Here is a 26,214-nt window from a genome sequence, read left to right as displayed (position 1 = left end):
TCCGTTTTCAATGCATCCATGCTGCCAGTTGCCCCGGAGGATGACGCCGGTCAGGTGCACAAGTGGGGGTGGCGTTTGTTGTTCATTTCTACAAACCCGGGATTGTGGTGGCTGGGAGGGCCTCTTCGCGGGCAAGCCTCGCTCCTACAATAGCGAGCGCCGCGATCCCTGTAGGAGCGAGGCTTGCCCGCGAAGGCGTCCATATAGTCGCCACATCTTTCACTCCGTTTGCGGCAGCAACTGCACCCCGAGATAAAGCGCCAGCATCCCGTCCAGCCGCAACGGATCAACCCCACTCAACTCGGCAATCCGCTCCATGCGATAACGCAGACTGTTGCGATGAATCCCCAACGCATCCGCACACGCCTGGCTTTGCCCATCGTGGTCGCACCAGCAACGCAGGGTCGCCAGCAATTGACCGTTATTGTCCTTGGCGATGACTTTGCGCAACGGCTTGAGCAACTCGTCCAGCGCGTCGTCGTTGCGATGCCGCCAGAGCATCACTGGCAGCCGATAACGGTTCAGCCTCAGCAACCGCGAGCGCGGCAACACATCGCGTCCATAGGCCAGCAGATCACCGACCCGGCGATAGCAGCGGCGCAACCCCGGCAACCCATCGGCCTGCCCGCCCACGGCGATGCGCAAAATGTTCCAGCCCAGGCCATCGAGTTTTTCCAGCAACCGTTCATGCTCGATCGCCTGGCTCGCCGGCCGGCACCACAGCAGCGAGGACTTGGCGGAGCTGACACACCAACTGTCGGGATAACGGCTGATCAGCCAGGCGCTGAGGGCTTCGACGGTCTGCCCCGGCCCGTGTTCCAGGCCCAACTCGAACAGATACGGCACCCGCGATAGCTGCGGCTTGAGGCCCAATTGTTGCGCCTCATCCACCAGACGCGGCGAATCCCCCGCGTCGGTCAACAACAAGGCGAGCAAATCATCGCAACGCTGGCGTCGCCATTGCTGTTCCGCCTGCTGATTGCGCTGGCCCACCAGCATTTCGGCGGTCATGCGCACCAGCTCGGCGTAGGTGCGCAGTTGCTCGGGTTCGCCGGTGATGCCGAGCACGCCGATCAGCCGCTGATCGAGCAACAACGGCAGGTTGATCCCCGGCTGCACGCCTTTGAGGTGAATCGCGGTTTGCGCGTCGATCTCCACCACGCGCCCGTTGGCCAGCACCAGTTGCGCGCCTTCGTGGCGGGTGTTGATCCGCTCGGGCTCGCCGCTACCGAGGATCAGCCCCTGGCTGTCCATGACGTTGACGTTGTACGGCAGGATGGCCATGGCCCGGTCGACGATGTCCTGGGCCAGGTCGTGATCGAGTTCAAACATTGGGCAGATCCTTGAAAGCGTGGAGGGACGGGTTGTTCACCCGCACAGGCCTTGTGGGCAAACCCTGTGCTCAGGCACAAAGACAACCACCCAAGCGGTGGCCGAGACTCACAGGGCGATCAACGTTACCCTTTGCATCGCAAAAAATCATAATAAAGAGAGAGCCCGCCATGTCACAGAGCGCAGCCGTTACCCAGACCATTGCTGACGAAAAAAACGCCGTCTACAAACGCATTACCCTTCGATTGATCCCCTTCATCTTCATCTGCTACTTGTTCAACTACCTCGACCGGGTCAACGTTGGATTCGCCAAGCTGCAGATGCTCGACGCCCTGAAATTCAGTGAAACCGTGTACGGCCTCGGCGCCGGGATCTTCTTTATCGGCTACGTATTGTGTGGCGTACCGAGCAACCTGGCCCTGACCAAATTCGGCCCTCGGCGCTGGATTGCGTTGATGATGATTGTCTGGGGCTCGCTCTCGACCTGCCTGCTGTTCGTGACCACACCCGCCGAGTTCTACACCTTGCGCCTGTTCACCGGCGCGGCCGAAGCCGGGTTCTTCCCGGGCGTGGTGCTCTATCTCTCGCAGTGGTTCCCGACCTTCCGCCGTGGCCGCATCATGGCGCTGTTCATGTCGGCGATCCCGGTGTCCGGTCTGCTTGGCAGCCCGTTTTCCGGCTGGATCCTCAATCACTTCGGCGCGGGCCAGGCGGGTTTGGCCGGCTGGCAGTGGATGTTTTTACTGCAAGGGATCCCAACCGTAATCCTCGGCGCCCTCGCCTACTTCCTGCTCAGCGACAGTTACGCCAATGCCAAGTGGCTGACGCCGTTCGAGCGTTCGGTACTGGAAGCGGACCACGCGCAAGACCTGGCCAACAAGCCGAAAACCACCACCGATTCGCTGCTGGCGGTGTTCAAGAACCCGGCGATCTGGGCGTTCGGCTTGATCTATTTCTGCATCCAGAGCGGTGTTTATGCGATCAACTTCTGGCTGCCGTCGATCATCAAGAACCTGGGATTCAGCGATAACCTGGTGATTGGCTGGTTGAGTGCGATTCCCTACCTGCTGGCGGCGATGTTCATGTTGCTGGTCGGTCGTTCGGCGGACTTGCGCAAAGAGCGGCGCTGGCATTTGGTGGTGCCGATGTTGATGGGCGCGGTCGGTCTGCTGATCGCGGTGAACTTCGCCACGACGCCGGCGATTGCGATTCTTGGTTTAACCATCGCGACCATGGGCGCCCTCACCGGCCTGCCGATGTTCTGGCCAGTGCCGACCGCGCTGCTGAGTGCCGGTGCGGCGGCGGGCGGTTTGGCGTTGATCAACTCCATGGGCCAAATGGCCGGTTTCCTCAGCCCGTATCTGGTGGGTTGGGTCAAGGACAGCACCGGGTCGACCGATGCGGCGTTGTACCTGCTGGCGGGCGTGATTGTCTGCGGCAGTGTGCTGGCGTTGCGGATGACGCGTACGTTGAAGGTTTAACGAGCAAGCAAGGTGCTTTTGTGGCGAGGGAGCTTGCTCCCGCTCGAGTGCGCAGCACTCGCAAAATCGTGAATATTTGCAGAATTTGGGGCTGCTACGCAGCCCAGCGGGAGCGAGCTCCCTCGCCACAATGGCCGTTTATTGCCCCTGGCCAAAATGGAGTTGTGTCGATAAATCCGGTTGCTCCCGGCCACCGTTCTGGTATTTGATTGACGCCTTTCCATCGGCAAAAGGATTTCGTCATGAGTTACCGCACGTTGGGTCATTCGGGTCTGCAAGTCTCTACGTTGACCCTGGGCACCATGATGTTCGGCGAACAGACCAGCACCGAAGATTCCCTGCGGATCATCGACAAGGCCTGGGACCAGGGCATCAACTTCATCGACACCGCGGACGTCTATACCGGCGGCCGCTCCGAAGAGATCGTCGGTGAGGCGATTGCCGGCAACCGTCACGAATGGGTGCTCGCCACCAAGGTCGGTTTCGGCCCGGTGGACGGCGTGCCGAACCGCAGCGGCCTCAGTCGCAAGCACATTTTCAACGGCATCGATGCCAGCCTGACCCGCCTGGGCACCGACTATGTCGACATCTATTACCTGCACCGCGAAGACCACAACACGCCGCTCGAAGTGACGATCTCGGCCATCGGCGACCTGATCCGCCAAGGCAAGATCCGCTATTGGGGCCTGTCCAACTACCGTGGCTGGCGCATCGCCGAAGTCATTCGCGTGGCCGACAAGCTTGGCGTCGACCGGCCGGTGATCAGCCAGCCGCTGTACAACATCGTCAATCGCCAGGCTGAAACCGAACAGATCACCGCCGCCCACGCCTATGGCCTCGGCGTGGTGCCTTACAGCCCATTGGCGCGCGGCGTGCTCAGCGGCAAATACGCTCCGGACGTCACGCCGGACGCCAACAGCCGCGCCGGGCGCCAAGACAAACGCATCCTCGAAACCGAATGGCGCGTCGAGTCGCTGCGCATCGCCCAGCAGATCCAGCAATACACCCAGGGCCGTGGCGTGGGCATCGTCGAATTCGCCATTGCCTGGGTGATCAATAACAGCGCCGTCACCTCCGCCATCGTCGGGCCGCGCACCGAGGAACAGTGGGACGCCTACACCAAGGCGCAGACGGTGAAGATCACGGCGGAAGATGAGGCGTTCATTGACTCGCTGGTGACACCGGGCCACTCCTCGACACCGGGCTTCAATGACGTGAGCCATTTCGTCTCGGGCCGTAAACCCCGCAACAGCTGACACACACCCTGTGGGAGCGAAGCTTGCTCGCGAAGACGTCTTCATATCCAACATCGATGTTGGCTGGAAGTCCGCTTTCGCGAGCAAGCTTCGCTCCTACAAGGGAACTGTGGCGTTCGCCAAATCCCGGTTTGATCGTTCCCACGCTCTGCGTGGGAATGCAGCCAGGGACGCTCCGCGTCCCAAATCGGACGTAAAACGTCCATTGAGGCATTCCCATGCAGAGCGTGGGAACGATCATCTGTGAACGATCTTGATCAATCAGACAATGTTCTAAGCTAAAACCACGTATCCTCCGCCCCCCGTTTCACGTTCAACCCCGCGAGGACAGTTTGTCTAAAGGTATCGCTTTATCGGTCACAGCCTCGGTGCTGTTTGCCGTCATGTATTACTACACCTCGCTGCTCACGCCCTTGAGCGGCGTAGAAATCTTCGGCTGGCGGATGCTGCTGACTGTGCCCTGCATGACAGTGTTCATGCTGGTGTCCGGTGAATGGCGGCGCTCGCTCGACATCCTCAAGCGCCTGGGCGGTAAACCCAAGTTGTTCGCCGGTCTGGTCGTCTCGGCGACGCTACTTGGCCTGCAACTCTGGCTGTTCATGTGGGCACCGCTTAACGGCTACAGCCTCGACGTGTCGCTGGGCTATTTCCTGTTGCCGCTGGCGATGGTGCTGACCGGGCGCATCGCTTATGGCGAGCGTTTGTCCTACTTGCAAAAAGTCGCCGTGTTTTTCGCCTCCCTCGGCGTGCTCAACGAGTTGTATCAGGTCGGCGGTTTCTCCTGGGCGACGTTGCTGGTGGTCGTCGGTTATCCCTTGTACTTCGTGTTGCGCAAATGGCTGACCACCGACAACCTCGGCGGTTTGTGGCTGGACATGACCTTGATGCTGCCGGTGGCATTCTGGTTCGTCTGGGGCGGTGAACAGGGTTTCGTCGTGTTCGAACAATACCCGTGGCTATCGCTGCTGATCCCTGTACTCGGGTTGATCAGTGCTTCGGCGCTGGTGGTGTACATCATCGCCAGCCGCTTGTTGCCGTTCAGTCTTTTCGGCTTGCTGAGCTATGTCGAACCGGTGCTGTTGCTGGGTGTGGCGTTGCTGTTGGGGGAAAGTATCAAGCCTGGGGAATGGCTGACCTACATTCCGATCTGGCTGGCGGTGGTGGTGTTGGTGTTTGAAGGGTTCAAGCATCTGGTCCGGCAGCGCCGCAAGCCTATGTAAATAATGTAGGAGCGAGGCTTGCCCGCGAAGGCGTCCTTGAAGGCGCCAAAAAGCTTCGCGGGCAAGCCTCGCTCCTACAGGGGGATGTATCAGCCAAAGAAAAGCCCGGCCAGCATTGCTGCTGACCGGGCTTTTTTACATCTGCGGTGGCTTACTCGGTGGACAGTACGCCACGACGAACCTGATCGCGCTCGATCGATTCGAACAACGCCTTGAAGTTACCCTCGCCGAAACCATCATCGCCTTTACGCTGGATGAATTCGAAGAACACCGGGCCCATCAGGGTTTCCGAGAAGATCTGCAGCAGCAGGCGGCGGTCGCCCGACTCGGACGAACCGTCCAGCAGAATCCCGCGCGATTGCAGTTGATCAACCGGCTCGCCATGGTTCGGCAAACGGCCTTCGAGCATTTCGTAATAGGTTTCCGGTGGCGCGGTCATGAAGCGCATGCCGATTTTCTTCAGGCGATCCCAGGTGTCGATCAGGTTATCGCTGAGGAACGCGACGTGCTGGATGCCTTCACCATTGAACTGCATCAGGAACTCTTCGATCTGCCCGGCGCCCTTGGACGATTCTTCGTTCAACGGGATGCGGATCATGCCATCCGGCGCGGTCATGGCCTTGGAAGTCAGGCCGGTGTATTCGCCCTTGATGTCGAAGTAACGGATTTCGCGGAAGTTGAACAGCTTCTCGTAGAAGTTGGCCCAGTAGGCCATACGCCCGCGATACACGTTGTGGGTCAGGTGATCGATAATCTTCAGGCCCGCCCCTTCCGGATTGCGGTCCACGCCGTCGATGAACACGAAGTCGATGTCGTAGATCGAGCTGCCTTCGCCGAAACGGTCGATCAGGTACAGCGGTGCACCGCCGATGCCTTTGATCGCCGGCAGGTTCAGTTCCATCGGGCCGGTTTCGATATGAATCGGCTGGGCGCCGAGTTCCAGGGCACGGGCAAACGCTTGTTGGGCGTTCTTGACGCGGAACGCCATGCCGCACACCGACGGACCATGCTCGGCCGCGAAGTACGAAGCGACGCTGTGGGGTTCGTTGTTGAGGATCAGGTTGATCAGGCCCTGGCGATACAGGTGCACGTCTTTGGAACGGTGGGTCGCGACCTTGGTGAAGCCCATGATCTCGAAGATCGGCTCCAGGGTGTTCGGGGTCGGCGATGCGAACTCAATGAATTCAAAGCCCATCAGGCCCATTGGGTTTTCGTATAAATCTGCCATGGTTGGCGCCTCATCATCATTTTTAGAATTAACGGATCGTTAGTTGCTAGCAATGCTGAGACTGGCGGGCGGCGCGCAGGAGATGCCGCGCACGCTGCGGGCGAGGAAGTCACCGTAGATCAGTTGAAACCCAAAACTCTTCATTGTCGACCCAAGGCTCTTGCGGGCGAGGCTTCTGGTGTCAGAAGTCGTTTATTATTGTATGCGTAACCCGATTCTACACAGCGTAAAACGGTTTGTCCGCCTTCTGTATCAAATCCCCTTTTTCACAGGCGGCGCAAGCGGTTTGTTGCACAGGTAAATCCCCGCCAGGATCAGCCCGCCGCCCAGGCCCATCGGCAAGGTCAGTTGTTCGCCCAACAGCAATGCGCCCAGGATGACGGCGGTCAACGGATTCAAGGCAATGAACACGCCGGAACGGGTCGCGCCGATTTTGCGAATGCCGTCGTAATAGCCGATGTAGGCCAGCGCCGAGCCGAGTACGCCCAGGTACATCAGGCTCAGCCATTGTTGCGGCCCCAGGCGGATGAGCGCCTCGACACTCAACTCGCCGCGCACCGCACTGGTGAGCCAAAGCATCGCCGTGCCCAACAGGATCGAATAGGTCACCGTTTGCACCGGCCCCAGCGTTTGATTCAATCCCTTGGAAAACAACGAGTAGACCCCCCAACTCAGCACGCAGCCGAAGATCAGCAGATCGCCAATCCACGCGTCGGCATTAGCCGCCAGCAGTTGCGGGTTGCGGCTGACAATCACCAGCCCTGCCCCGGCGATGCAGATCGCAATCCCTGCCACTTTCGCCCGCTTCAGGCGTTCCTTGAATAACAGCCAGGATGCCAGGCCAATCACCGCCGGGTTCAACGCCACGATCAACGACGCCCGTGAGGCGTTGATGTAATGCAGCCCGTAAAAGAAGCACAGGTTGTAGAAGAAGATCCCGAAGAACCCCAGCATCGCCAATTGCAGCCACTGCCTGGCGCTGGGCCGCACCAGCGGCGTCCGGGCCAGTAGCACAAACAGCAACAACGCCACGCTGGCCAGCAAAAACCGCAGGCTCGCGGCAAACAACGGGCTGAGGCTGTCGGCGAGGAAACGCCCGGCCACGAAAGTCCCGCCCCAGATCATGGTCACTGCCGCCAGCTTCAGATACACCGGCACGTCCGACGGTTTCGTCCAGTTTTGCTCATAGCTACTCATAGGTCACCCGAAGCACAGATGTCGTATGATCCGGCTAATACCTGATCATCGTAAAATGAGTAAACACTCATGACCCTGACCCAACTGGAAATTTTCTCCCTGGTGGCCGAACTGCACGGCTTCACCGCCGCCGCCAATCGCCTGGGCATCTCGCAATCGGCGGTGTCCCATGCGCTCAAGGCGCTGGAACAGGAACTGGGCGTCGAGTTGCTGCGCCGGCATCAGTCCCAGGTCGAACTCAGCGACATCGGCCAGCAACTGTTGCTGCGCGCCCGGGCCATGCTCGGGTTGGCCAACACCCTGCGCCAGGAAGCCGCCGATGCTCGTGGTATGAAACGCGGCACGTTGCGCATCGGTTCGTTCGGCCCGACGTCATCGATCAAGTTACTGCCGCTGATCTTGCAGCAGTACCGCGCAGCGCATCCCGGCATCGAAGTGCACGTCGATGAAGGCCCGGATCGCCAGGTGATTCAGTGGCTTGAAGAGCGGCGCATCGACATTGGTTTCGTGGTATTGCCCGAGGACCGTTTCGACACGTTTGCGCTGATGGAAGACCAGATGGTCGCGCTGCTGCCCGCCGATCATCCGCTGACGGCGCGCAAAAGCTTGAGTTTGAGCGACTTGTGCCATGACCCCTTCGTGTTGACCGAGGCCGGTTCTTCGGAGCTGGTTTCCCGTCTGTTCAGCGCCGCTAGGCTGACACCGAACATTCGTTACCGCTGCTCACAGTTGCTCAGCACCCTCGACACCGTGGGCCGTGGCGATGCACTGACCGTCGTCGCCGAAAGCTCATTGCCGCAGGACGCCGATCGCCGCTATGTGAAACGTCCGCTGTCGCCACCGGTCAGGCGCCAGGTCGGATTGGCGGTGCTGGACCAGCGTCAGTCTTCGCCGGCGACTCTGGCTTTTATTTCGCTGGCATCCGGCCTGAGCCAAAGCGCGAACGGCCATCTATCCTCCTAGTTTCATCGCCACAGGTTTCGCAGATGCCACTAACCGTCAAATCCCGCCGCAAGCGCAGCACCCGGATTGCTGTGACCGTGTTGAGCGGGGTGCTCCCGGTTCTTCTGGGCTTCGCCATCCTTTATATGCAAGCCGGGCGCGCGTTGCAGCAAAGCACCGAACAAACCGCCGATGAAGCCTTGCGCCAATTCAATCTGATGCTCGACAACACTGCCGAGGCCGCGCGGGTGTTGCTGCCCCTGGCTGGCAATAGTTGCAACGACGCCACACTGGCGCTGCGCGAACAGGTGACCCGCCGCCCCTTCGTGCGCTCCACGAATCTGGTGTACGACAACAACCTTTATTGCAGTTCGTTGTTCGGCGAACATCAGGAGAAGGTCAACCCCGGCGACTACACCCAAGGCCAGTTGTGGTTGATGAATGGCAACCCGGTCACGCCCAACACCGCGCTGCTGGTCTATCGCCTCAGTGATGAAAAAAAGGGCGCGCTGACCACCCTCGACGGTTATCACCTGAGTAACGTGCTGCGGTTGATCGGCCGCCAGACGTCGCTGTTGCTGCAAGTGGGCAATCACTGGTTGGCCGCCGACGGCAAAGTCCGGGACGGCGCCCTGCCCGTCTTGCCGGTGGCGCAAAGCGTGCGGGTTTCCAAGCAGTATGCGTTTACCGTGGCCGCCGGTTTTCCCGAGGGTGAGACCTGGCGTTACATGAGCAGCGAGTACCCGCCGCTGTTCAGCCTGCTGATCTTTTTTGGCGTGGTGTCGGGCTCGATCGGGCACATCCTGCAAAAGCGTGCTTCGTCGCCGAGCGTTGAGTTGCAGCGCGCACTGGAGGCCGGTGAGTTCATTCCGTATTTTCAACCGGTGGTGCATGGCGACACTAAAAAATGGAGCGGCGCCGAGGTGCTGATGCGTTGGAGTCATCCCAAGGAAGGTTTGGTGCGGCCGGATCTGTTTATCCCGTTTGCCGAACACTCGGGGTTGATCGTACCCATGACCCGTTCATTGATGCAGCAGACCGCCGCACTGTTGGCACCGATATCGGCCTCCTTCGACAGCCCGTTTCATATTGGCATCAACATTACCGCCAGCCATTGCCAAGACCTGGAACTGGTGGAGGATTGCCGAACGTTTCTCGGTGCTTTTGCGCCGGATAGCATCAGCCTGGTGCTGGAGCTGACCGAGCGCGAACTGATCGAACCGACGGCCCTGACTCATCAGTTGTTCGAGCAACTTCACGGGTTGGGCGTGATGATCGCGATCGATGATTTCGGCACCGGCCATTCAAGTCTGGGGTACTTGCGCCAATTCAACGTGGACTTCCTGAAAATCGATCAGAGCTTCGTCGCCATGATCGGTGCCGATGCGCTTTCCCGGCATATTCTGGACAGCATCATCGAACTCTCGGCCAAGCTGGACCTGGGAATTGTTGCCGAAGGTGTGGAAACCCAAGAGCAAAGCGATTACCTGACAGCGCACAACGTGAACTTCCTGCAAGGCTACCTGTTCGGTCGGCCAATGCCCGGCGCGGACTTCATTAATGCATTAAGTCACCATTAACTGGCTGGGTAAATAACAAAATGTTGCACCAAATTGAATCAAAAGACTGCTGTTGTTACATGAAGAAAAAGACAGGATTTACTCTTGGACAATTAACTACTACAATTTTTCTTGCCTGCGCAAGATTGGCAGGTGAGCCATTATCACCGAGTCGCTTCAAGGCTCTTGGCTTATAGCTTTGTTTGCGGTTGGTATCAGCCAAACACACTATTGGAGTAAAGATATTGTCCAGACTCGCTGAATTTCGTGCAGCTGAAAAGGCCCTTCAAGAACAGCTCAAGCAGCTCGAATCCTTGAAGAACGATGCCGGGCTCAAGAAAGAAATCGAATTCGAAGAAAAGCTCCAGGGGCTGATGAAAACTTACGGCAAAAGCCTGCGCGACATCATCGCCATTCTCGATCCGAACCCGGCTAAATCGGGCCTGCAACAGGCCGCAGCGCCTAAAACCCGTCGCGCCCGCGTCGTCAAGGTCTATCACAACCCGCACACCGGTGAACTGATTGAAACCAAGGGCGGTAACCACCGCGGCCTGAAAGCCTGGAAAGAACAGTACGGCGCTGCTACCGTCGATTCCTGGTTGCGCGGCTAACCCTTCGCGGCAACAAAAAAAGCCCTGCTAATGCAGGGTTTTTTTATGGACAATATCTAACAAATACAACGATTGACCGCCGATCAAGTTGGAAACTCCTTGTAAAGGAGGCTGCCACCTGAACCGACGCTCGGTACTTGGCGGGCAACTTTGTGTTTAATCCCTTTGGGTAAGTAAAACCCGAGGTTGCCGAAACCCATCGCCGCTCAATTCTTCATCTAAAGTTTCAAGCTGTTGCGGGCAGCCGCTATTTCGTCCTGACTTGCCTTATAAACCTCGGCCTGTCCCGCGTAGGAAAGAACATAGGCCCTGTCCGCCTCCACAGCCGCGACCAATGTTTGAGACAGCACGTGTCGACCGTTCTGAGTGACCGTACAAGTGGTTTCAAGGGCTGACAGCCGGCTTAATGTCGTCGGGTGAATCCGGTTGCAGACACTTTGATATCCCCCCTGAAAAAAGTCTTTTTGCACCGACTTGCGCATTTCCAGCAACACACCCTGCAAGTTCACCTGATGGTCGCTTTCCACTGGCGTCATCGTCAGCTCCATCACCAGCACCTGGTTGCCATCGGCGTCGTTTTTCACTGCGCGCTGGCGGGACACCTGCGGCGCGGCCCCATTTGCAGCAATGACTTCCACCTCCCAGCCACTGGGCCAGGTAATGCTCGGTGTATCGGCCTGCGCCGCCGTGGCCAGCGCCAACAAACCCATGAAAACGAATAGCGATGCAAACGGTCGGATCATTACGAGAGGCACTCATAGATTGAACCACAAAGTCTGAGCCTCACCCGGCCGCCAGGCAATAGCCGGGCGTTTTGGTTTGGCGATGCCGGGTCGCTTGCGTATCATTGCGACCATCGCCAGCCCCACATATTTTCCGGAGGGCCCATGAGCCTGCACGAATTGAACAACTTTCCCGGCGTCACTGCCCAGCCTGACAGCAGCACCCAGAAGTTCGTCTTCAACCACACCATGCTGCGAGTCAAGGACATCACCAAGTCCCTGGATTTCTACACGCGCATCCTCGGTTTCTCGCTGGTTGAAAAGCGCGATTTCCCGGAAGCCGAATTCAGTCTGTACTTCCTGGCGCGGGTCGACAAAAACCAGATCCCGGCCGATGCCGCGGCGCGTACCGAGTGGATGAAGTCGATCCCCGGCATTCTGGAACTGACCCACAACCACGGCACCGAAAACGATCCGGCGTTTGCCTACCACAACGGCAACACCGACCCGCGGGGCTTCGGTCATATCTGTATTTCCGTGCCGGACATCCGCGCCGCGTGCGAGCGATTCGAAGCGCTGGGCTGTGATTTCCAGAAGCGTTTGAACGATGGCCGCATGAAGAGCCTGGCGTTTATCAAGGACCCGGATGCTTACTGGGTCGAGATCATTCAGCCGGCACCGATGTAAAAATACACCACCGCCGATCGTTCCCACGCTGCGCGGTAACGATCAGCATCAAGCACAAAAACCCCATGATCGCTCACGGGGTTTTGTGTTTTCAGCGTTGGCGTTTAAGCCGGGGCCGAGGTCCGGATCAGGTGGTCGAATGCGCTCAGGGATGCCTTGGCACCCTCGCCCACCGCAATCACGATCTGCTTGTACGGCACGGTGGTGACGTCGCCAGCGGCGAACACACCCGGCAATGAAGTTTCACCGCGCGCATCGACAATGATCTCGCCACGAGGCGTCAGCTCGACGGTGCCTTTGAGCCAATCGGTGTTAGGCAACAGACCGATTTGCACGAAGATCCCTTGCAGCTCGACCGTGTTGAACTCACCAGAATCACGATCCTTGTAGACCAGACCGGTCACCTTCTGCCCGTCGCCTTTCACTTCGCTGGTCAACGCGCTGGTGATGACAGTGACATTCGACAGGCTGTACAACTTGCGCTGCAATACGGCATCGGCGCGCAACTTGCTGTCGAATTCCAGCAACGTAACGTGGCTGACGATGCCGGCCAGGTCGATGGCCGCTTCGACGCCGGAGTTACCGCCGCCGATCACCGCCACGCGCTTGCCCTTGAACAGCGGGCCGTCGCAGTGCGGGCAGAAGCACACGCCCTTGGCTTTATATTCCTGCTCGCCCGGCACACCCATTTCGCGCCAGCGGGCGCCGGTAGCAAGGATCAGTGCCTTGGTTTTCAGGCTGGCACCGCTTTCAAAGCGAACTTCGTGCAACTCGCCGACATTCTTCGCCGGGATCAGCGCGGTGGCGCGTTGCAGGTTCATGATGTCAACGTCGTACTGCTTGACGTGTTCTTCCAAGGCGCTGGCCAGTTTCGACCCTTCGGTTTCCTGCACGGAAATGAAGTTTTCGATGGCCATGGTGTCCAGCACCTGCCCACCAAAACGCTCAGCGGCCACACCGGTGCGGATGCCTTTACGAGCCGCGTAGATCGCCGCCGAAGCACCGGCCGGGCCACCGCCGACGATCAACACATCAAAGGCTTCTTTGGCGCTGATCTTCTCGGCCTGGCGTTCGGCACCGCTGGTGTCGATCTTGGCGAGGATTTCTTCCAGGCCCATGCGGCCTTGGCCGAAGAGTTCGCCGTTCAGGTAGATGCTCGGCACGGCCATGATCTTGCGGTCATCGACTTCAGCCTGGAACAACGCGCCGTCAATGGCGACGTGGCGAATGTTAGGGTTCAGGACCGCCATCAGGTTCAGCGCCTGGACCACGTCCGGGCAGTTCTGGCAGGACAGCGAGAAGTACGTCTCGAAGCTGAACTGGCCTTTGAGCGAGCGGATCTGCTCGATCACTTCAACGCTGGCTTTCGAAGGGTGGCCGCCGACTTGCAGCAAGGCCAGCACCAGCGAAGTGAATTCGTGGCCCATGGGAATGCCGGCGAAACGCAGGCTGATGTCGGCACCTGGGCGGTTGATCGAGAACGATGGTTTGCGTGCATCATCACCGTTGTCGAGCAAGGTAATTTGGTTGGAAAGACTGGTAACGTCTTTCAGCAGTTCAAGCATTTCCTGGGATTTCGCACCGTCGTCGAGGGAGGCAACGATCTCGATCGGTTGGGTGACCCGTTCCAGGTACGATTTCAACTGGGCTTTAAGATTGGCGTCCAACATACGGGCGATTTCCTTTACTTTATTTGAGGCGAAAAAAAACGCCCGAGCGAATCTCGCCCGGGCGTTTTTATTGGGCGGTTGCAGCTTACTGAGGTGCGGAAACCCGCCCTGATATTGCTGGTGTCACAGACTTAGATCTTGCCGACCAGGTCCAAGGACGGAGCCAGGGTGGCTTCGCCTTCTTTCCACTTGGCTGGGCATACTTCGCCCGGGTGAGCAGCGACGTACTGAGCAGCCTTGATTTTGCGCAGCAGCTCGGAAGCGTCACGGCCAACACCGCCGTCGTTCAGCTCAACAATTTTGATCTGGCCTTCAGGGTTGATCACGAAGGTGCCACGGTCAGCCAGGCCAACTTCTTCGATCAGCACGTCGAAGTTGCGGGAGATGGCGTGGGTCGGGTCGCCGATCATGGTGTATTCGATTTTGCCGATGGCTGGCGAAGTGTTGTGCCAGGCAGCGTGTGCAAAGTGGGTATCGGTGGAAACGCTGTAGATCTCGACGCCCAGTTTCTGGAATGCGCTGTAGTTGTCAGCCAGGTCTTCCAGTTCGGTTGGGCAAACGAAGGTGAAGTCGGCTGGGTAGAAGAACACGACCGACCATTTGCCTTTCAGGTCAGCGTCAGACACTTGTACGAAGTCGCCATTTTTGTAAGCGGTAGCTTTGAACGGTTTTACTTGGCTGTTGATGATAGGCATCGGTGACTCTCCGTCAGGGTTGAAAAGTTTGGTTAAGAAGTTGATGGGGTGAATCCTACCCACTCGATGGACGGATGGCTCATTGGCAAAGCTCATGCTGCTCATTGGTTTTCGCTATTAGCGCAACGTATTAATAGAAGAAAACCTACTGAGCAGCGCCAATGGCCTTTTCCTCAAGGGGCGTCATCCCGAGAAACGGGCTCGCTTCAACATAGCGCATGGCGGATTTCATATCCTTCCAGCCCACGTAACTCATCAACGACTTCAAGTCCCAACCACTCTGATGGGCCCATGTTGCAAAACCGCGACGCAAGGAGTGACTGGTGTACTGCTCGGCCGGGATACCGGCACGCTCCAGCGCCTGGCGCAGCAGCGGAATGACGCTGTTGGCGTGCAAGCCCTCCTCGCTCAGATGCCCCCAACGGTCGATGCCGCGGAACACCGGCCCGCGAACCAATGCCGCTTCGGTAATCCAGGCAATGTAGGCCTGCACCGGGCATAAGCGCTGCAATGCTGGCGTCTGATAGGTCTTGCCGAGGTTTTCGCGGTCACTTTTGCTACGGGGCAAATAGAGCGTTATCCCCGATTGAGCGATGGCCTTCACGTGCTCGATCTGCAAGCGGCACAACTCATCGCTACGAAAGCCGCGCCAGAATCCCAGCAGGATCAGCGCCGTGTCACGTCGCGCCCTCAATAATCCCGGCTGATCACCCGCAGCCCGGGCGGTTTGCGCTTCCTGCTCAAGCCAGGCCACCACTTGCTCCAAATGCTGAAGTTGCAACGGCTCAGCCTGCTTCTCCTGCGCCGGGTGCAACGCGCGAATCCCCTTGAATACCTGGCGCACCACCGGCGCTTTGGTCGGATCGGCAAAACCCTGACTGTTGTGCCATTGCGCCAATGCCGACAGGCGCAGCTTCAAGGTGTTGATCGAGAGCACGCCCGCATGCGCGACTAGATAGCGCGCAACGCTATCGCTGGTCGCCGGCAAAAACCCTCCCCAACTGACTTCGAAGTGCTCGATGGCCGCCCGGTAGCTGCGACGGGTGTTGTCGCGGGTGGCGGCTTGCAGGTAGCGATCCAGATCGGTCATGGGCTCAGCTCTCGAAAACGTACCGCTTTGGCGGGTGTAAACCGCGTTTATGACGTATCACACGGGGTAATACCAGTATATCCCGTGTTAAAAACGTAAAGTATTTAACTTTTATTTGGCAGTGGTACACTGTGTAATTAATAATATGTACCACAGTACGAAATCGTAGGAGAACTCATGGCTCGTGGCGGCGTAAATAAAGCGGTCGTACAAGCGGCACGGTTGGCGATCCTCGCCCGTGGCGAAAACCCCAGCATCGATGCGGTACGGATCGAGATGGGCAATACCGGCTCGAAAACCACGATTCATCGCTATTTGAAGGAGCTGGATGGCGGCCCGGAACGCGTCGAAGAAACGGCCGAACCGATTGATGATGAGCTGGCAGGCTTGGTGGCGCGCCTGGCGCAACGCCTCAAGGAGCAGGCGCAAGAGCCCATCGATCAGGCGCGTGAGCAGTTCGATCGCCAGCGCAAGGAACTGGAATCTCAGCTCGAAGAAGCCCGTGAGGCCAACACCGAACTGCATCAGCAATACGAGATTCAAAGCCTGGCACTGACACAGGAGTCCGACACACTGCTGGAAACCCGCTCGATGCTGCAGACCGAGCAAACCCGCAACGCCGGGCTGAACCAGGCACTGTCAGATTTCGAATTGCGCTTGAAAGACAAGGATGAGCAGATCCGCTCCCTTGAAGAAAAGCACCTGCACGCCCGGGATGCCCTTGAGCACTACCGCAACTCGGTCAAGGAACAGCGCGATCAGGATCAGCGCCGCCACGAAGGCCAGGTACAACAGATTCAGATGGAATTGCGCCAAGCCCAGCAAAGCGCCCTCGTCCGCCAGGATGAAATCACCCAATTGCACCGCGACAATGAACGTCTGCTGACTGAAAACCGTGGGACTCTGCGGGAATTGAGCCTGTTACAGGAGCAGCTCAAGCAGGCCAACACTCGCCAGGATCAGTTGCTGGAGCAAGCCAATCGCGTCGACAGCGAACGCACCCTCCTCCAGGAACGCCTGCGTATTGCGTTACTGGAAAGCCAGGCGCTCAAACAGAACGTCGACGAACAGTCGCAGATCAATCAGTCGCTGGAAATCGAATTGGCGAAGACCCAGGCCAGCCTGGATGAAAGCGTGCGCCTGGCGGCGGTCGTTGCAACCGCGCCAGACGCCGCGCAGGACGATTAACCCGCGACAGGTGTGCGCATGGTGACGAACTCTTCAGCGGCCGTCGGGTGCACGCCGATGGTGTCGTCGAAATCGCGCTTGGTGGCGCCAGCCTTCAAGGCAATCGCCAAGCCTTGGACGATTTCCCCGGCGTCCGGGCCGACCATGTGGCAACCCAGGACCTTGTCGGTCTTGGCATCCACCACCAGCTTCATCAGCGTGCGTTCCTGGCATTCAGTCAGGGTCAGCTTCATCGGCCGGAAACGGCTTTCGTAGATCACCACTTCGTGCCCGGCTTCCCGGGCCTCTTCTTCGCTCAGGCCGACGGTGCCGATGTTCGGCAAGCTGAACACGGCGGTCGGGATCATCTTGTAATCCACCGGACGGTATTGCTCGGGCTTGAACAGGCGCCGGGCAACGGCCATTCCCTCGGCCAGCGCCACTGGCGTCAGCTGGACGCGGCCGATCACATCGCCCAAGGCGAGGATCGACGGCTCGGAGGTCTGGTACTGCTCATCAACTTCAACGAAACCTTTCTTGTCGAGTTTGACGCCGGTGTTTTCCAGGCCTAGGTTGTCCAGCATCGGACGCCGTCCGGTGGCGTAGAACACGCAATCGGCTTCCAGCTCGCGGCCATCCTTGAGGGTGGCTTTCAGACTGCCATCGGCCAGTTTCTCGATACGCTCGATGTCCGCGTTGAATTGGAGATCCATGCCGCGCTTGGTCAGCTCTTCCTGCAAGTGTTTGCGCACCGCGCCATCGAAGCCGCGCAGGAACAGATCGCCGCGATACAGCAACGTGGTCTCGGCGCCCAGGCCATGGAAGATCCCGGCGAATTCCACCGCGATGTAACCACCACCGACCACCAGAACGCGTTTCGGCAATTCTTTGAGGAAGAACGCCTGGTTGGAGCTGATCGCGTGTTCGTGCCCCGGAATTTCCGGGATCTGCGGCCAGCCGCCGGTAGCAATCAGAATATTTTTGGCGCTGTGGCGTTGGCCATTGATCTCGACCGTGTGCGGGTCGACGATCTTGGCGTGGCCTTCATGCAGGGTCACGCCGCTGTTGACCAGCAGGTTGCGATAAATGCCGTTCAGGCGATTGATCTCGCGATCCTTGTTGGCGATCAGCGTCGCCCAATCGAACTTCGCCTCACCCAGGCTCCAGCCGAAACCGGAGGACTGTTCGAAGTCTTCGGCGAAGTGGGCGCCGTAGACCAGCAGTTTTTTCGGCACGCAACCGACGTTCACGCACGTACCGCCCAGGTAGCGGCTTTCGGCCACGGCCACTTTCGCGCCAAAACCGGCCGCGAATCGCGCAGCCCGCACACCGCCGGAACCGGCGCCAATCACATAAAGGTCAAAATCGTAGGCCATTTCTATCTCCTCGGCAGGCCATCAGCATACCCGCAGACGCCCATTGGGCAAGCGCTGCGAACAATATGGGGCTGGAAAACGAAAAAACCACCCGAAGGTGGTTTTCTCAGTACAAGTGGGTCAGGCGCTATCAGTAAGCCTTGCCAGTCTTGTAGAAGTTCTCGAAGCAGAAGTTGGTCGCTTCGATGTAGCCTTCAGCGCCACCGCAGTCGAAACGCTTGCCTTTGAACTTGTAGGCAATCACGCAACCGTTTTGCGCCTGCTTCATCAAGGCGTCGGTGATCTGGATCTCGCCGCCCTTGCCTGGCTCGGTTTGCTTGATCAGGTCGAAGATGTCCGGCGTCAGGATGTAACGGCCGATGATCGCCAGGTTCGACGGTGCATCTTCCGGCGCTGGTTTCTCAACCATGTTGCGCACGCGGTACAGGTCGTCACCGATCAAGTCACCGGCGATAACGCCGTACTTGTTGGTTTCCAGCGGATCGACTTCCTGGATCGCGATGATCGAGCAGCGGTACTGTTTGTACAGCTTGACCATCTGGGTCAGCACGCCGTCGCCGTCGAGGTTGACGCACAAGTCATCCGCCAGCACCACGGCGAAAGGTTCGTCGCCGATCAGCGGACGGCCAGTCAGGATTGCATGGCCCAGGCCTTTCATTTCGGTCTGGCGAGTGTAGGAGAACGAGCACTCGTCGAGCAGTTTACGGATGCCGACGAGGTATTTTTCCTTGTCGGTGCCCTTGATCTGGTTTTCCAGCTCGTAGCTGATGTCGAAGTGGTCTTCCAGAGCGCGTTTGCCGCGACCGGTCACGATGGAGATTTCGGTCAACCCAGCGTCCAGTGCTTCTTCGACGCCGTACTGGATCAGTGGCTTGTTTACCACCGGCAGCATTTCTTTGGGCATGGCTTTAGTCGCTGGCAGGAAGCGAGTACCGTAACCGGCTGCTGGGAACAAGCATTTCTTGATCATATAAGTCCTTGAAAGGGCTGTGTGTACGAGTTTCGGCGCAGTCTAATCAGGCGGCGTGCACCTTACAATGCCCCGCACTGGCTAACCGATGCCATCATAGAGAAATATTCTGGCGGATAGTTCCCATAAGCTTTTATTGATAGCACAGACCACCGGCTTTGCGCCGACCGGCAATCGCACCACCATACGCCCATCAGCACCCGTTGAGTGCATTTGGCGGTATCATGGCGCGATTGAACCAAGCCAACGAGGCAGATAGATGTCGGTAGCAAAAAGCGTCAACGGGTACCTGATCAATCAGGCGAAAGACGGCCAATGGTGGGTAGACAGCGTCGCGGGCGAGAATATCGCCGGACCTTTCCCGACCGAAGCGTTGGCGATCGAGGTGGCATCGGTGTTGCAAGATCAACCCGCAGGCCCGAAGCGGCGCGGCAAGGACAAGTCCTGACACGCAGCTGATTCGAGCAGCCCTGCCATTGCGCAGGGCTTTTTTATGTTTGCCCGCAACAAAGTGGCCAATCGCTATAACCTTTTGACACCGCTGCTGTCACACGCTTAGCCCCATCATCTGACGACGACAACGACATGAACAAACTTCTGGCACTGATTGCGGTACTGGCGCTCACTGGCTGCGCCACCTCTGAAAAAATCTATCTGAATAACGGCGAGCAAGGCTTAACCATCGACTGCTCCGGGGAAGCCAACTCCTGGGCCACCTGCTACGAAAAGGCTGATGACTCGTGTGCCGGCACCGGCTACCGGATCGTTGGCACCGACGGCACACCGTCGACCAAGGAAAGCGACAAGACCCTGGGCGTCGACGTGGGCAACTTCAAGAACCGCAGCGTGGTGGTGGTCTGCAAGTAAGGCGCCCTGCCCTACATGTGGATTTCGGCAAACTTGATCCCGAGACCGCGCACGGTCTCGATCAAATCGTCCAGGCGACTGAAGGACTCGACTTCATCGTTGTCATCCACCAGGAAATAACTGCGCCCGGCGCTTTTCTTGAAAAATACGATCCACTCCCCCGGATTCGCCGGGTTCTGAATCACGTGGGTGGCAGAGATATGGCCCTCTGCATGGCGTTCCCGAACTTGCTCTCGCTTCATGCGCGGCTCCAGAAATGACGATGCCGCCAAAGCATCGCTTTGGCGGCATCAGGCGGACGGTCGACAGTCTATCAGCCGGATATGCACACCGTGGCGGCACGCTGCACATCCTTTGGACGTACCGGCACGTTGGACATGCGCTCATGCAATTTGATACTGCTGCCGCCGGAGCGATCTTCGATATCAAATACGGCAGCCGGCCCCGAGGACAGTTTCCCTGGAACAATCACCCGCACGCCTTCCTTATGCGGTTCAAGCTGCAAGGCACCGCGGCTGGAGGCCAGTTTCTCGACCAGGCATTGCGCGTACTCATGAGGTTTTTTACCTGAGATCACGTTCATGGTCGGCAGTGTCTCGTTGATTTCTGCGACATTGGCACAACCACTCACCGCCAGCGCTAGCGGCAGGACCAGGACACCCCATTTCATACAAAACCTCCGATAAAGACCCTCCGACAGCGTAAATACTGTTTTTCTCCGAGGCTCGTTGCATTTATCGCTCATAGAATTCCGAATAACTGTTTTTAATTGTCAAACACGACGCTGACAGCCAGATAATAACCCGTTCGGGCTGATAAACTCTGCCAATTGCCCTGCTATCGTTTTGATTTTGTAGAAAAAGCCCTTCTGGAGGCGCCTCATGAAATTTATCCACCAGCGCGAGCACCTCAATGAGGACGACATTGTCGTCATCCAGTGCTCCCAAATGTGCAACATCCGCTTGATGAACGACGCCAACTTCCGCAGCTTCAAGAATGGCGGCCGTCACACTTACCACGGCGGCGCATTCGACACCTTCCCGGCGCGCATTACCGCACCGAGCACCGGTTTCTGGAACATCACCATCGACATGGTCAACAGCCGCAAGGCTATCAGCGTTACGCGCAAGCCGACCCTGACCCATTCGATCAAGATCGTCCGCCGCTCCAGCACAAAACTGAGCTGAGCAACGCCCTACACGTAAAGAGGCAATCATGACCGTGGCCCAAACGACCAAGTACGTCATCAAATACAAACTCAACGGCGAACGTCGTTTCGAGTTCGCCCAGCTTGAAAACGGCACCGAAGCCGAAGCCAAGGCCGCCCTGGACGCCATTCATGGCCAGAGCGACGACGTGATCAGCGACATCGCCGTCAGCAAAGCGCTGTAACGCGATCGGGAGCGACAACAGGGACGTCAGCTCCCCCGCCTGTAAAAGTTTGACCGCAAGCGCCGGAGTGTTCGCTCGATCAACGCGCCCTAGTCTGGCCACCTCAACCTTAGGTTCAGGAGTCAGAACATGTCTACTTCCTCGATTCGCTATATCAATGGCACGTGTGCGCTGGGCGAGTTGTTGCTGGCGTTCAGCGACAAGGGCCTGTGTGCGTTGCTGCTGGGTGATGACCTGGCCAGCCTGGAGCAGGATCTGGCGCGGCGCTTTTGCGGCACGTTGCGGCGCGATGAGGGCTTGGCCCCTTGGCTGGAGCAAACCCTGCGTCACCTCGATAATCCGCGCATGGCCTTTGATCTGCCGCTGGATCTGGCCGGTAGTACCTTTCAACGGCAGGTCTGGGAAGCCCTGCGGCAAATCCCGGCTGGTCAAACCGCCAGCTATCGCGATATCGCGCGACGTCTCGATCAGCCCCATGCATTTCGTGCGGTGGCCAATGCGTGTGGCGCCAACCCGGTGGCGGTGATCGTGCCGTGCCATCGGGTGCTGCGTCAGGATGGCGGTCTGGGTGGTTATCGCTGGGGGCTGGAACGCAAACGGCAGTTGCTCGATCGCGAGGCGCAACCATGAGCTCGTTGGACTGGGCGTTGCTGGAACAACAGCTCGATCAGGACGGTTGCGCCATTATCCGGTCGTTGTTGAGCCACCAGACATGCGACCAAGTCAGCGCGTTGTACGCCCAGCCCGAGCCCTTCCGCTCACAAGTCATGATGGCCCGTCATGGTTTCGGGCGCGGCGAGTACAAGTACTTCAAGTACCCGTTGCCAGAGGTGGTGGGCCGGTTGCGAACCAGGCTGTATCCGCGATTGGTGCCCATCGCCAATCGCTGGTATGAGCACATGGACCTGCCGATCCGTTTCCCCGACACTCACGACGCCTTCATTGCACGTTGCCATGCCGCCGGTCAGGAGCGACCGACACCGTTGTTGCTGCAATACGGCCCGCAGGATTACAACTGCCTGCATCAGGATTTGTACGGCGAACACGTTTTCCCACTGCAAGTGGCGATTTTGCTATCAGAACCGAACGAAGACTTCACTGGCGGCGAGTTCGTGCTCACCGAACAGCGTCCGCGAATGCAGTCGCGGCCCCAGGTGATCGGACTGAAGAAAGGCGACGGGCTGATCTTTGCCGTCAACCAGCGCCCGGTCAAAGGCGTTCGCGGCTATTACCGCGTGACCCTGCGCCACGGCGTCAGTCGCCTGCACAGCGGAAAACGGCATACCCTTGGAATCATCTTTCACGATGCGCTATGAAACCATGACCCCGACCACCCTCGATCTGTTCGCCGACGTCGAACCCGAGCAACCGCCCCGGCGCGAGCAGCTCGGCGAACAGTCCTACGTCCTCCGGGGCTTTGCCCTGCCCCTGCTCGACCGGTTGTTGCCGGCATTAGAGGCTGTTCTCCTGACCGCACCGTTTCGGCAAATGGTCACGCCCGGCGGTTTCAAGATGTCGGTGGCGCTGAGCAGTTGCGGCACGCTGGGCTGGACCACTGACCGCAGCGGTTACCGCTACACCCGCAACGATCCGCAAACCGGGCAACCCTGGCCGGCGATGCCCGAGGTGTTTTTCGAGCTGGCGCAAACGGCGGCGCGGGAAGCAGGATTTGCCGACTTCGTGCCGGATTCCTGCCTGATCAACCGCTATGTCCCAGGGGCCAAGATGTCTTTGCATCAGGATAAAGACGAAGGTTCCTACGCGGCACCTATCGTTTCGGTGTCCTTGGGGTTGCCGGCAATGTTTCTGTTTGGTGGTTTCGAACGCAGCGACAAGAGCCAGCGAGTGCCGTTGTTTCATGGTGACATCGTGGTCTGGGGCGGTGTTGATCGCTTGCGTTATCACGGCGTATTGCCGATCAAGGAGGGGCAGCATCCACGACTGGGCGAACAGCGGATCAATTTTACGTTTCGTAAGGCTGGCTTAGTTTGACCGCAAGCCCCGGAGTGCCACAGCCCGGCCAGTTGCTTAATCTGCATGAAACCCGTCAACGGACCTGAAGCCATGACCCTCTCTTCGACCAAGACCGCCACCGAGAACGACCCTCGCTGGGCCGCCGTCGTCGCCCGCGACCCCAAGGCTGACGGGCAGTTCGTCTATGCAGTGAAAACCACTGGCATCTATTGCCGCCCCAGCAGCCTGGCGCGCCTGCCGAAACCGCAGAACGTCGAATTCTTCGACACCGCGGAACAGGCTCAGGCCGCCGGTTACCGCCCCAGCAAACGGGCGGCGAAGGATCAAAGCGACGTCGCCGCCCAACATGCCGCGACCGTAGCGGCCGCCTGCCGTCAAATTGAATCAGCCGAGACTCTGCCGGCGTTGAACGAACTGGCCGACGCCGCCGGTTTGAGCAGTTTCCATTTCCACCGCGTGTTCAAAGCCGTGACCGGCCTGACGCCCAAGGGTTACGCCAGCGCCCACCGCTCACGTCGGGTTCGCGAGCGTTTGAGCGATGGCGGCTCGGTGACCGACGCGCTGTATGACGCGGGCTTCAATTCCAACAGTCGGTTTTATGAAGCGGCTGATCAGTTGTTGGGCATGAAACCCGGCGATTACCGCGCCGAAGGCCAGAACAACGACATTCGCTTTGCCGTTGGCCAGTGCTCATTGGGCGCGATTCTGGTGGCGCAGAGTGAACGGGGTATTTGCGCAATTCTGTTGGGGGACGATCCGCACCAACTGGTGTGTGATCTGCAGGATAAATTCCGGCGCGCCAACCTGATTGGCGCCGATCATGGCTTCGAGCAGTTGATCGCCCAGGTCGTCGGCTTTATCGAAGCGCCGGCCATCGGCCTGGACTTGCCCCTGGACGTGCGCGGCACGGCATTTCAAGAGCGCGTCTGGCAAGCCCTGCGGGAGATTCCGGCAGGCTGCACGGCCAGCTACGCCGATATCGCCCTGCGCATCGGTTCGCCGAAAGCGGTGCGCGCCGTGGCCCAGGCCTGCGGCGCAAACAGCCTCGCCGTCGCGATTCCCTGTCACCGGGTGGTGCGCAGCGACGGCAACCTGTCGGGTTATCGCTGGGGCGTGGAGCGCAAGCGGCAGTTGCTGGAGCGCGAAACCCAGCCTTAGACGATGCCGATATGCACCGCGACTGACTCGGGGCCGGTATAGGCTTCAAAGTCAGTCGCAAACCGGCGCTCGATTTGCGGGTTGGACTCGAAATAATTCCAGATGAATTGCCAGGCACTGATCACGGCATCCGGCATGGGTCCGCTGCCCTCAAAGACCAGATAGCGGCCGTCTTCGATAGAGATGCTTTCGTAACCTGGCGCAGGCTCTTGAGCCCCCATCCCGGCGGTGACGTCGAACGCCCCCGAGGCATCGGATTCATACCCGGAATACACACCATAGACCGGCGAGCCGGCAGGCTGCGGTGCAATCCTTTCCATCAACCCTTCGCTGTAAAAACGCCCCCACATCGGACCAATCTTCGCCGTTTCAGCGGTTTGTTCCGCGGTGTTGCGAGTGCGCACCTGCAGCCCGGACACAATGAACGGCGCTACGTAGACTTGTTTAACTTCCATTGCGGCGCCACTCCCTTAATGAGATCTGCGGCCCTGACGAGCCGCAACGGCGCCTACCTTGTCAGCGATTGACGTCGACGACAACCCTTCCCCGCAGTTGCCCGGCAAGCAAACGCGGAGCCGCCTCGATCGCTTCGCTCAAGCCGATTTCGTGGCTGATCAGCGGCAACAGGGCGAAATCCAGATCCTCGGCCAGGCGATTCCAGGCCAGCACACGCTTGGCTTTGGGCTGGGTCACGCTGTTAATCCCGGCGAGGGTCACACCGCGCAAAATGAACGGTGCGACGGAGGCCGGGAAGTCCATGCCTTGGGCCAAACCACAGGCAGCGACCGTACCGTTGGCCTTGGTGCTGGCACAGGCGTTGGCCAGGGTGTGGCTGCCGACCGAGTCGATCACCGCGGCCCAACGTTCCTTGGCCAATGGTTTGCCCGGCTCGGACAGAGTCGCGCGGTCGATGATTTCACTGGCGCCCAACTGTTTAAGGTAGTCGTGTTCCGAGGTGCGGCCGGTGGATGCCACCACGCGATAGCCGAGCCTGCTTAACAGTGCGATGGCAAAACTGCCGACCCCGCCATTAGCGCCAGTGACCAGTACTTCGCCTTGTTCCGGGGTGACACCGTTGTGCTCCAGCGCCAGGATGCACAGCATCGCCGTGTAACCGGCGGTGCCGATGGCCATGGCCTGAGCTGTCGTGAACGCCTTGGGCAGTGGAATCAGCCAGTCGCCATTGAGCCGCGTTTTCTGCGCCAATCCGCCCCAATGCCCTTCCCCCACGCCCCAGCCATTCAGTACGACAAGGTCACCGACCTTGTAGTCCGGATGCCCGCTGACTTCGACAGTGCCTGCCAGATCGATCCCCGGCACCATGGGGAATTTTCGCACCACCGGGCTGCTGCCGGTGATCGCCAGGCCATCCTTGAAATTCAGCGTGCTGTACGCCACGCGCACCGTCACGTCGCCCTCGGGCAGTTGTTCGTCATTGATCTCTTGCAGTGTGGCCCGGTAACCGCTGTCGTCTTTATCGATCAAAATACCTTTGAACATTGCTGTCTCCCATTGGGTTCGCTGAGGGGGGGTGTCATTGAAATAACACAAAGCAACACATTGCCCTACCCGACTTTCATCCAATCCCGATTTCCAGCGAGCGTTTCCACGACCGGAGGC

Annotated in this window: 29 protein-coding genes; 16 read left to right on the top strand and 13 right to left on the bottom strand. The window is 58.8% G+C overall.

Annotation, left to right across the window (positions count from 1 at the left end):
- Positions 1-219: 219 nt before the first annotated feature.
- Entirely contained in the window at positions 220-1,332 is a 1,113-nt protein-coding gene (locus tag FQ192_RS29835) for a sugar diacid recognition domain-containing protein (RefSeq protein WP_149661739.1), read from the bottom strand.
- 170 nt (positions 1,333-1,502) lie between these two features.
- Here FQ192_RS29835 and FQ192_RS29830 point away from each other — a divergent pair, with 170 nt between their 5' ends.
- From FQ192_RS29830 to rarD, 3 genes are all read left to right on the top strand, one after another.
- The gene (locus FQ192_RS29830; RefSeq protein WP_149661738.1) at positions 1,503-2,813 is read left to right on the top strand and encodes an MFS transporter; all 1,311 of its coding nucleotides are present in this window, start codon (positions 1,503-1,505) and stop codon (positions 2,811-2,813) included.
- 242 nt (positions 2,814-3,055) lie between these two features.
- Positions 3,056-4,069: an aldo/keto reductase gene (locus FQ192_RS29820; RefSeq protein WP_149661736.1), complete on the top strand. Its 1,014-nt coding sequence runs from the start codon at positions 3,056-3,058 to the stop codon at positions 4,067-4,069.
- A 332-nt stretch (positions 4,070-4,401) separates the two neighbouring features.
- Positions 4,402-5,289 carry an EamA family transporter RarD gene (rarD, locus tag FQ192_RS29815; protein ID WP_149661735.1) on the top strand — a complete coding sequence of 296 codons (888 nt, stop codon included), beginning with the start codon at positions 4,402-4,404 and terminating at the stop codon, positions 5,287-5,289.
- A 151-nt stretch (positions 5,290-5,440) separates the two neighbouring features.
- Here rarD and hppD read toward each other — a convergent pair whose 3' ends face one another.
- Both hppD and FQ192_RS29805 read right to left on the bottom strand, forming a co-directional pair.
- On the bottom strand, positions 5,441-6,517 hold the full coding sequence (gene hppD / locus FQ192_RS29810; protein WP_149661734.1) for a 4-hydroxyphenylpyruvate dioxygenase: 1,077 nt from the start codon (positions 6,515-6,517) through the stop codon (positions 5,441-5,443).
- Positions 6,518-6,769: 252 nt separating this feature from the next.
- Positions 6,770-7,714 carry a DMT family transporter gene (locus FQ192_RS29805; protein ID WP_149661733.1) on the bottom strand — a complete coding sequence of 315 codons (945 nt, stop codon included), beginning with the start codon at positions 7,712-7,714 and terminating at the stop codon, positions 6,770-6,772.
- 69 nt (positions 7,715-7,783) lie between these two features.
- Between FQ192_RS29805 and FQ192_RS29800 the strand changes: the two genes are divergently transcribed.
- From FQ192_RS29800 to FQ192_RS29790, 3 genes are all read left to right on the top strand, one after another.
- The gene (locus FQ192_RS29800; protein ID WP_149661732.1) at positions 7,784-8,677 is read left to right on the top strand and encodes a LysR family transcriptional regulator; all 894 of its coding nucleotides are present in this window, start codon (positions 7,784-7,786) and stop codon (positions 8,675-8,677) included.
- A 23-nt stretch (positions 8,678-8,700) separates the two neighbouring features.
- Positions 8,701-10,236 (top strand): EAL domain-containing protein, encoded by a 1,536-nt coding sequence (locus FQ192_RS29795; RefSeq protein ID WP_149661731.1) that lies wholly within the window; start codon positions 8,701-8,703, stop codon positions 10,234-10,236.
- Between the two features lie 224 nt (positions 10,237-10,460).
- Entirely contained in the window at positions 10,461-10,826 is a 366-nt protein-coding gene (locus FQ192_RS29790) for a histone-like nucleoid-structuring protein, MvaT/MvaU family (RefSeq protein ID WP_123408041.1), read from the top strand.
- A gap of 218 nt (positions 10,827-11,044) precedes the next feature.
- On the opposite strand, the gene FQ192_RS29785 is transcribed toward FQ192_RS29790, so the two are convergent.
- The gene (locus tag FQ192_RS29785) at positions 11,045-11,569 is read right to left on the bottom strand and encodes a DUF4946 domain-containing protein (RefSeq protein WP_149661730.1); all 525 of its coding nucleotides are present in this window, start codon (positions 11,567-11,569) and stop codon (positions 11,045-11,047) included.
- Positions 11,570-11,713: 144 nt separating this feature from the next.
- Here FQ192_RS29785 and gloA point away from each other — a divergent pair, with 144 nt between their 5' ends.
- Complete coding sequence (gene gloA / locus FQ192_RS29780) at positions 11,714-12,235, top strand: lactoylglutathione lyase (RefSeq protein WP_149661729.1); 522 nt, start codon at positions 11,714-11,716, stop codon at positions 12,233-12,235.
- A 104-nt stretch (positions 12,236-12,339) separates the two neighbouring features.
- Here the strand turns inward: gloA and ahpF are convergent, their stop codons facing one another.
- The 3 genes from ahpF to FQ192_RS29765 all read right to left on the bottom strand — a co-directional run bounded on the left by ahpF (position 12,340) and on the right by FQ192_RS29765 (position 15,690).
- Positions 12,340-13,905 (bottom strand): alkyl hydroperoxide reductase subunit F, encoded by a 1,566-nt coding sequence (gene ahpF, locus FQ192_RS29775; RefSeq protein ID WP_149661728.1) that lies wholly within the window; start codon positions 13,903-13,905, stop codon positions 12,340-12,342.
- A 131-nt stretch (positions 13,906-14,036) separates the two neighbouring features.
- Positions 14,037-14,600: an alkyl hydroperoxide reductase subunit C gene (gene ahpC / locus FQ192_RS29770; RefSeq protein ID WP_149661727.1), complete on the bottom strand. Its 564-nt coding sequence runs from the start codon at positions 14,598-14,600 to the stop codon at positions 14,037-14,039.
- Between the two features lie 145 nt (positions 14,601-14,745).
- The gene (locus FQ192_RS29765; protein WP_149661726.1) at positions 14,746-15,690 is read right to left on the bottom strand and encodes a site-specific integrase; all 945 of its coding nucleotides are present in this window, start codon (positions 15,688-15,690) and stop codon (positions 14,746-14,748) included.
- A gap of 177 nt (positions 15,691-15,867) precedes the next feature.
- Between FQ192_RS29765 and FQ192_RS29760 the strand changes: the two genes are divergently transcribed.
- Entirely contained in the window at positions 15,868-16,878 is a 1,011-nt protein-coding gene (locus tag FQ192_RS29760) for a DNA-binding protein (protein WP_149661725.1), read from the top strand.
- Here the strand turns inward: FQ192_RS29760 and gorA are convergent.
- The gene (gorA, locus tag FQ192_RS29755) at positions 16,875-18,233 is read right to left on the bottom strand and encodes a glutathione-disulfide reductase (RefSeq protein ID WP_149661724.1); all 1,359 of its coding nucleotides are present in this window, start codon (positions 18,231-18,233) and stop codon (positions 16,875-16,877) included. The genes FQ192_RS29760 and gorA overlap by 4 nt on opposite strands.
- Before the next feature lie 130 nt (positions 18,234-18,363).
- Positions 18,364-19,203 (bottom strand): UTP--glucose-1-phosphate uridylyltransferase GalU, encoded by an 840-nt coding sequence (gene galU, locus FQ192_RS29750; protein WP_054050566.1) that lies wholly within the window; start codon positions 19,201-19,203, stop codon positions 18,364-18,366.
- Between the two features lie 259 nt (positions 19,204-19,462).
- Between galU and FQ192_RS29745 the strand changes: the two genes are divergently transcribed.
- Together FQ192_RS29745 and FQ192_RS29740 are read left to right on the top strand one after the other, a co-directional pair.
- Complete coding sequence (locus FQ192_RS29745) at positions 19,463-19,651, top strand: hypothetical protein (RefSeq protein WP_054050563.1); 189 nt, start codon at positions 19,463-19,465, stop codon at positions 19,649-19,651.
- A gap of 137 nt (positions 19,652-19,788) precedes the next feature.
- Positions 19,789-20,070: a hypothetical protein gene (locus FQ192_RS29740; RefSeq protein WP_149661723.1), complete on the top strand. Its 282-nt coding sequence runs from the start codon at positions 19,789-19,791 to the stop codon at positions 20,068-20,070.
- 11 nt (positions 20,071-20,081) lie between these two features.
- Here FQ192_RS29740 and FQ192_RS29735 read toward each other — a convergent pair whose 3' ends face one another.
- Together FQ192_RS29735 and FQ192_RS29730 are read right to left on the bottom strand one after the other, a co-directional pair.
- Positions 20,082-20,312, bottom strand: a complete 231-nt coding sequence (locus FQ192_RS29735; protein ID WP_027922990.1) for a hypothetical protein — start codon at positions 20,310-20,312, stop codon at positions 20,082-20,084.
- A 71-nt stretch (positions 20,313-20,383) separates the two neighbouring features.
- Positions 20,384-20,740: a hypothetical protein gene (locus FQ192_RS29730; RefSeq protein ID WP_149661722.1), complete on the bottom strand. Its 357-nt coding sequence runs from the start codon at positions 20,738-20,740 to the stop codon at positions 20,384-20,386.
- Between the two features lie 211 nt (positions 20,741-20,951).
- Here FQ192_RS29730 and FQ192_RS29725 point away from each other — a divergent pair, with 211 nt between their 5' ends.
- The 6 genes from FQ192_RS29725 (at position 20,952) to ada (ending at position 24,594) form a co-directional block, all read left to right on the top strand.
- Positions 20,952-21,257, top strand: coding sequence for a DUF1883 domain-containing protein (locus FQ192_RS29725; RefSeq protein WP_054050556.1), 306 nt, complete (start codon positions 20,952-20,954; stop codon positions 21,255-21,257).
- 28 nt (positions 21,258-21,285) lie between these two features.
- Complete coding sequence (locus FQ192_RS34125; RefSeq protein WP_169368737.1) at positions 21,286-21,462, top strand: hypothetical protein; 177 nt, start codon at positions 21,286-21,288, stop codon at positions 21,460-21,462.
- Between the two features lie 129 nt (positions 21,463-21,591).
- On the top strand, positions 21,592-22,092 hold the full coding sequence (locus FQ192_RS29720; RefSeq protein ID WP_149661721.1) for a methylated-DNA--[protein]-cysteine S-methyltransferase: 501 nt from the start codon (positions 21,592-21,594) through the stop codon (positions 22,090-22,092).
- Positions 22,089-22,778: a 2OG-Fe(II) oxygenase gene (locus FQ192_RS29715; RefSeq protein WP_149661720.1), complete on the top strand. Its 690-nt coding sequence runs from the start codon at positions 22,089-22,091 to the stop codon at positions 22,776-22,778. The genes FQ192_RS29720 and FQ192_RS29715 overlap by 4 nt, the downstream gene beginning before the upstream one ends.
- Entirely contained in the window at positions 22,768-23,454 is a 687-nt protein-coding gene (gene alkB / locus FQ192_RS29710) for a DNA oxidative demethylase AlkB (RefSeq protein ID WP_149661719.1), read from the top strand. The genes FQ192_RS29715 and alkB overlap by 11 nt, the downstream gene beginning before the upstream one ends.
- A 72-nt stretch (positions 23,455-23,526) precedes the next feature.
- Positions 23,527-24,594 carry a bifunctional DNA-binding transcriptional regulator/O6-methylguanine-DNA methyltransferase Ada gene (gene ada / locus FQ192_RS29705; protein ID WP_149661718.1) on the top strand — a complete coding sequence of 356 codons (1,068 nt, stop codon included), beginning with the start codon at positions 23,527-23,529 and terminating at the stop codon, positions 24,592-24,594.
- Here ada and FQ192_RS29700 read toward each other — a convergent pair.
- Together FQ192_RS29700 and FQ192_RS29695 are read right to left on the bottom strand one after the other, a co-directional pair.
- Positions 24,591-25,049, bottom strand: coding sequence for a GyrI-like domain-containing protein (locus FQ192_RS29700; RefSeq protein ID WP_149661717.1), 459 nt, complete (start codon positions 25,047-25,049; stop codon positions 24,591-24,593). The two genes, ada and FQ192_RS29700, sit on opposite strands and share 4 nt — an antisense overlap.
- A 61-nt stretch (positions 25,050-25,110) precedes the next feature.
- The gene (locus FQ192_RS29695; protein ID WP_149661716.1) at positions 25,111-26,094 is read right to left on the bottom strand and encodes an MDR family oxidoreductase; all 984 of its coding nucleotides are present in this window, start codon (positions 26,092-26,094) and stop codon (positions 25,111-25,113) included.
- Between the last annotated feature and the right edge of the window lie 120 nt (positions 26,095-26,214).

It is taken from the genome of Pseudomonas sp. ANT_J12, assembly GCF_008370045.1.
Classification (GTDB): domain Bacteria; phylum Pseudomonadota; class Gammaproteobacteria; order Pseudomonadales; family Pseudomonadaceae; genus Aquipseudomonas.
The sequence above is the reverse complement of the archived record's forward strand: the minus strand, read 5'-3'. Positions and strand labels throughout refer to the sequence as shown.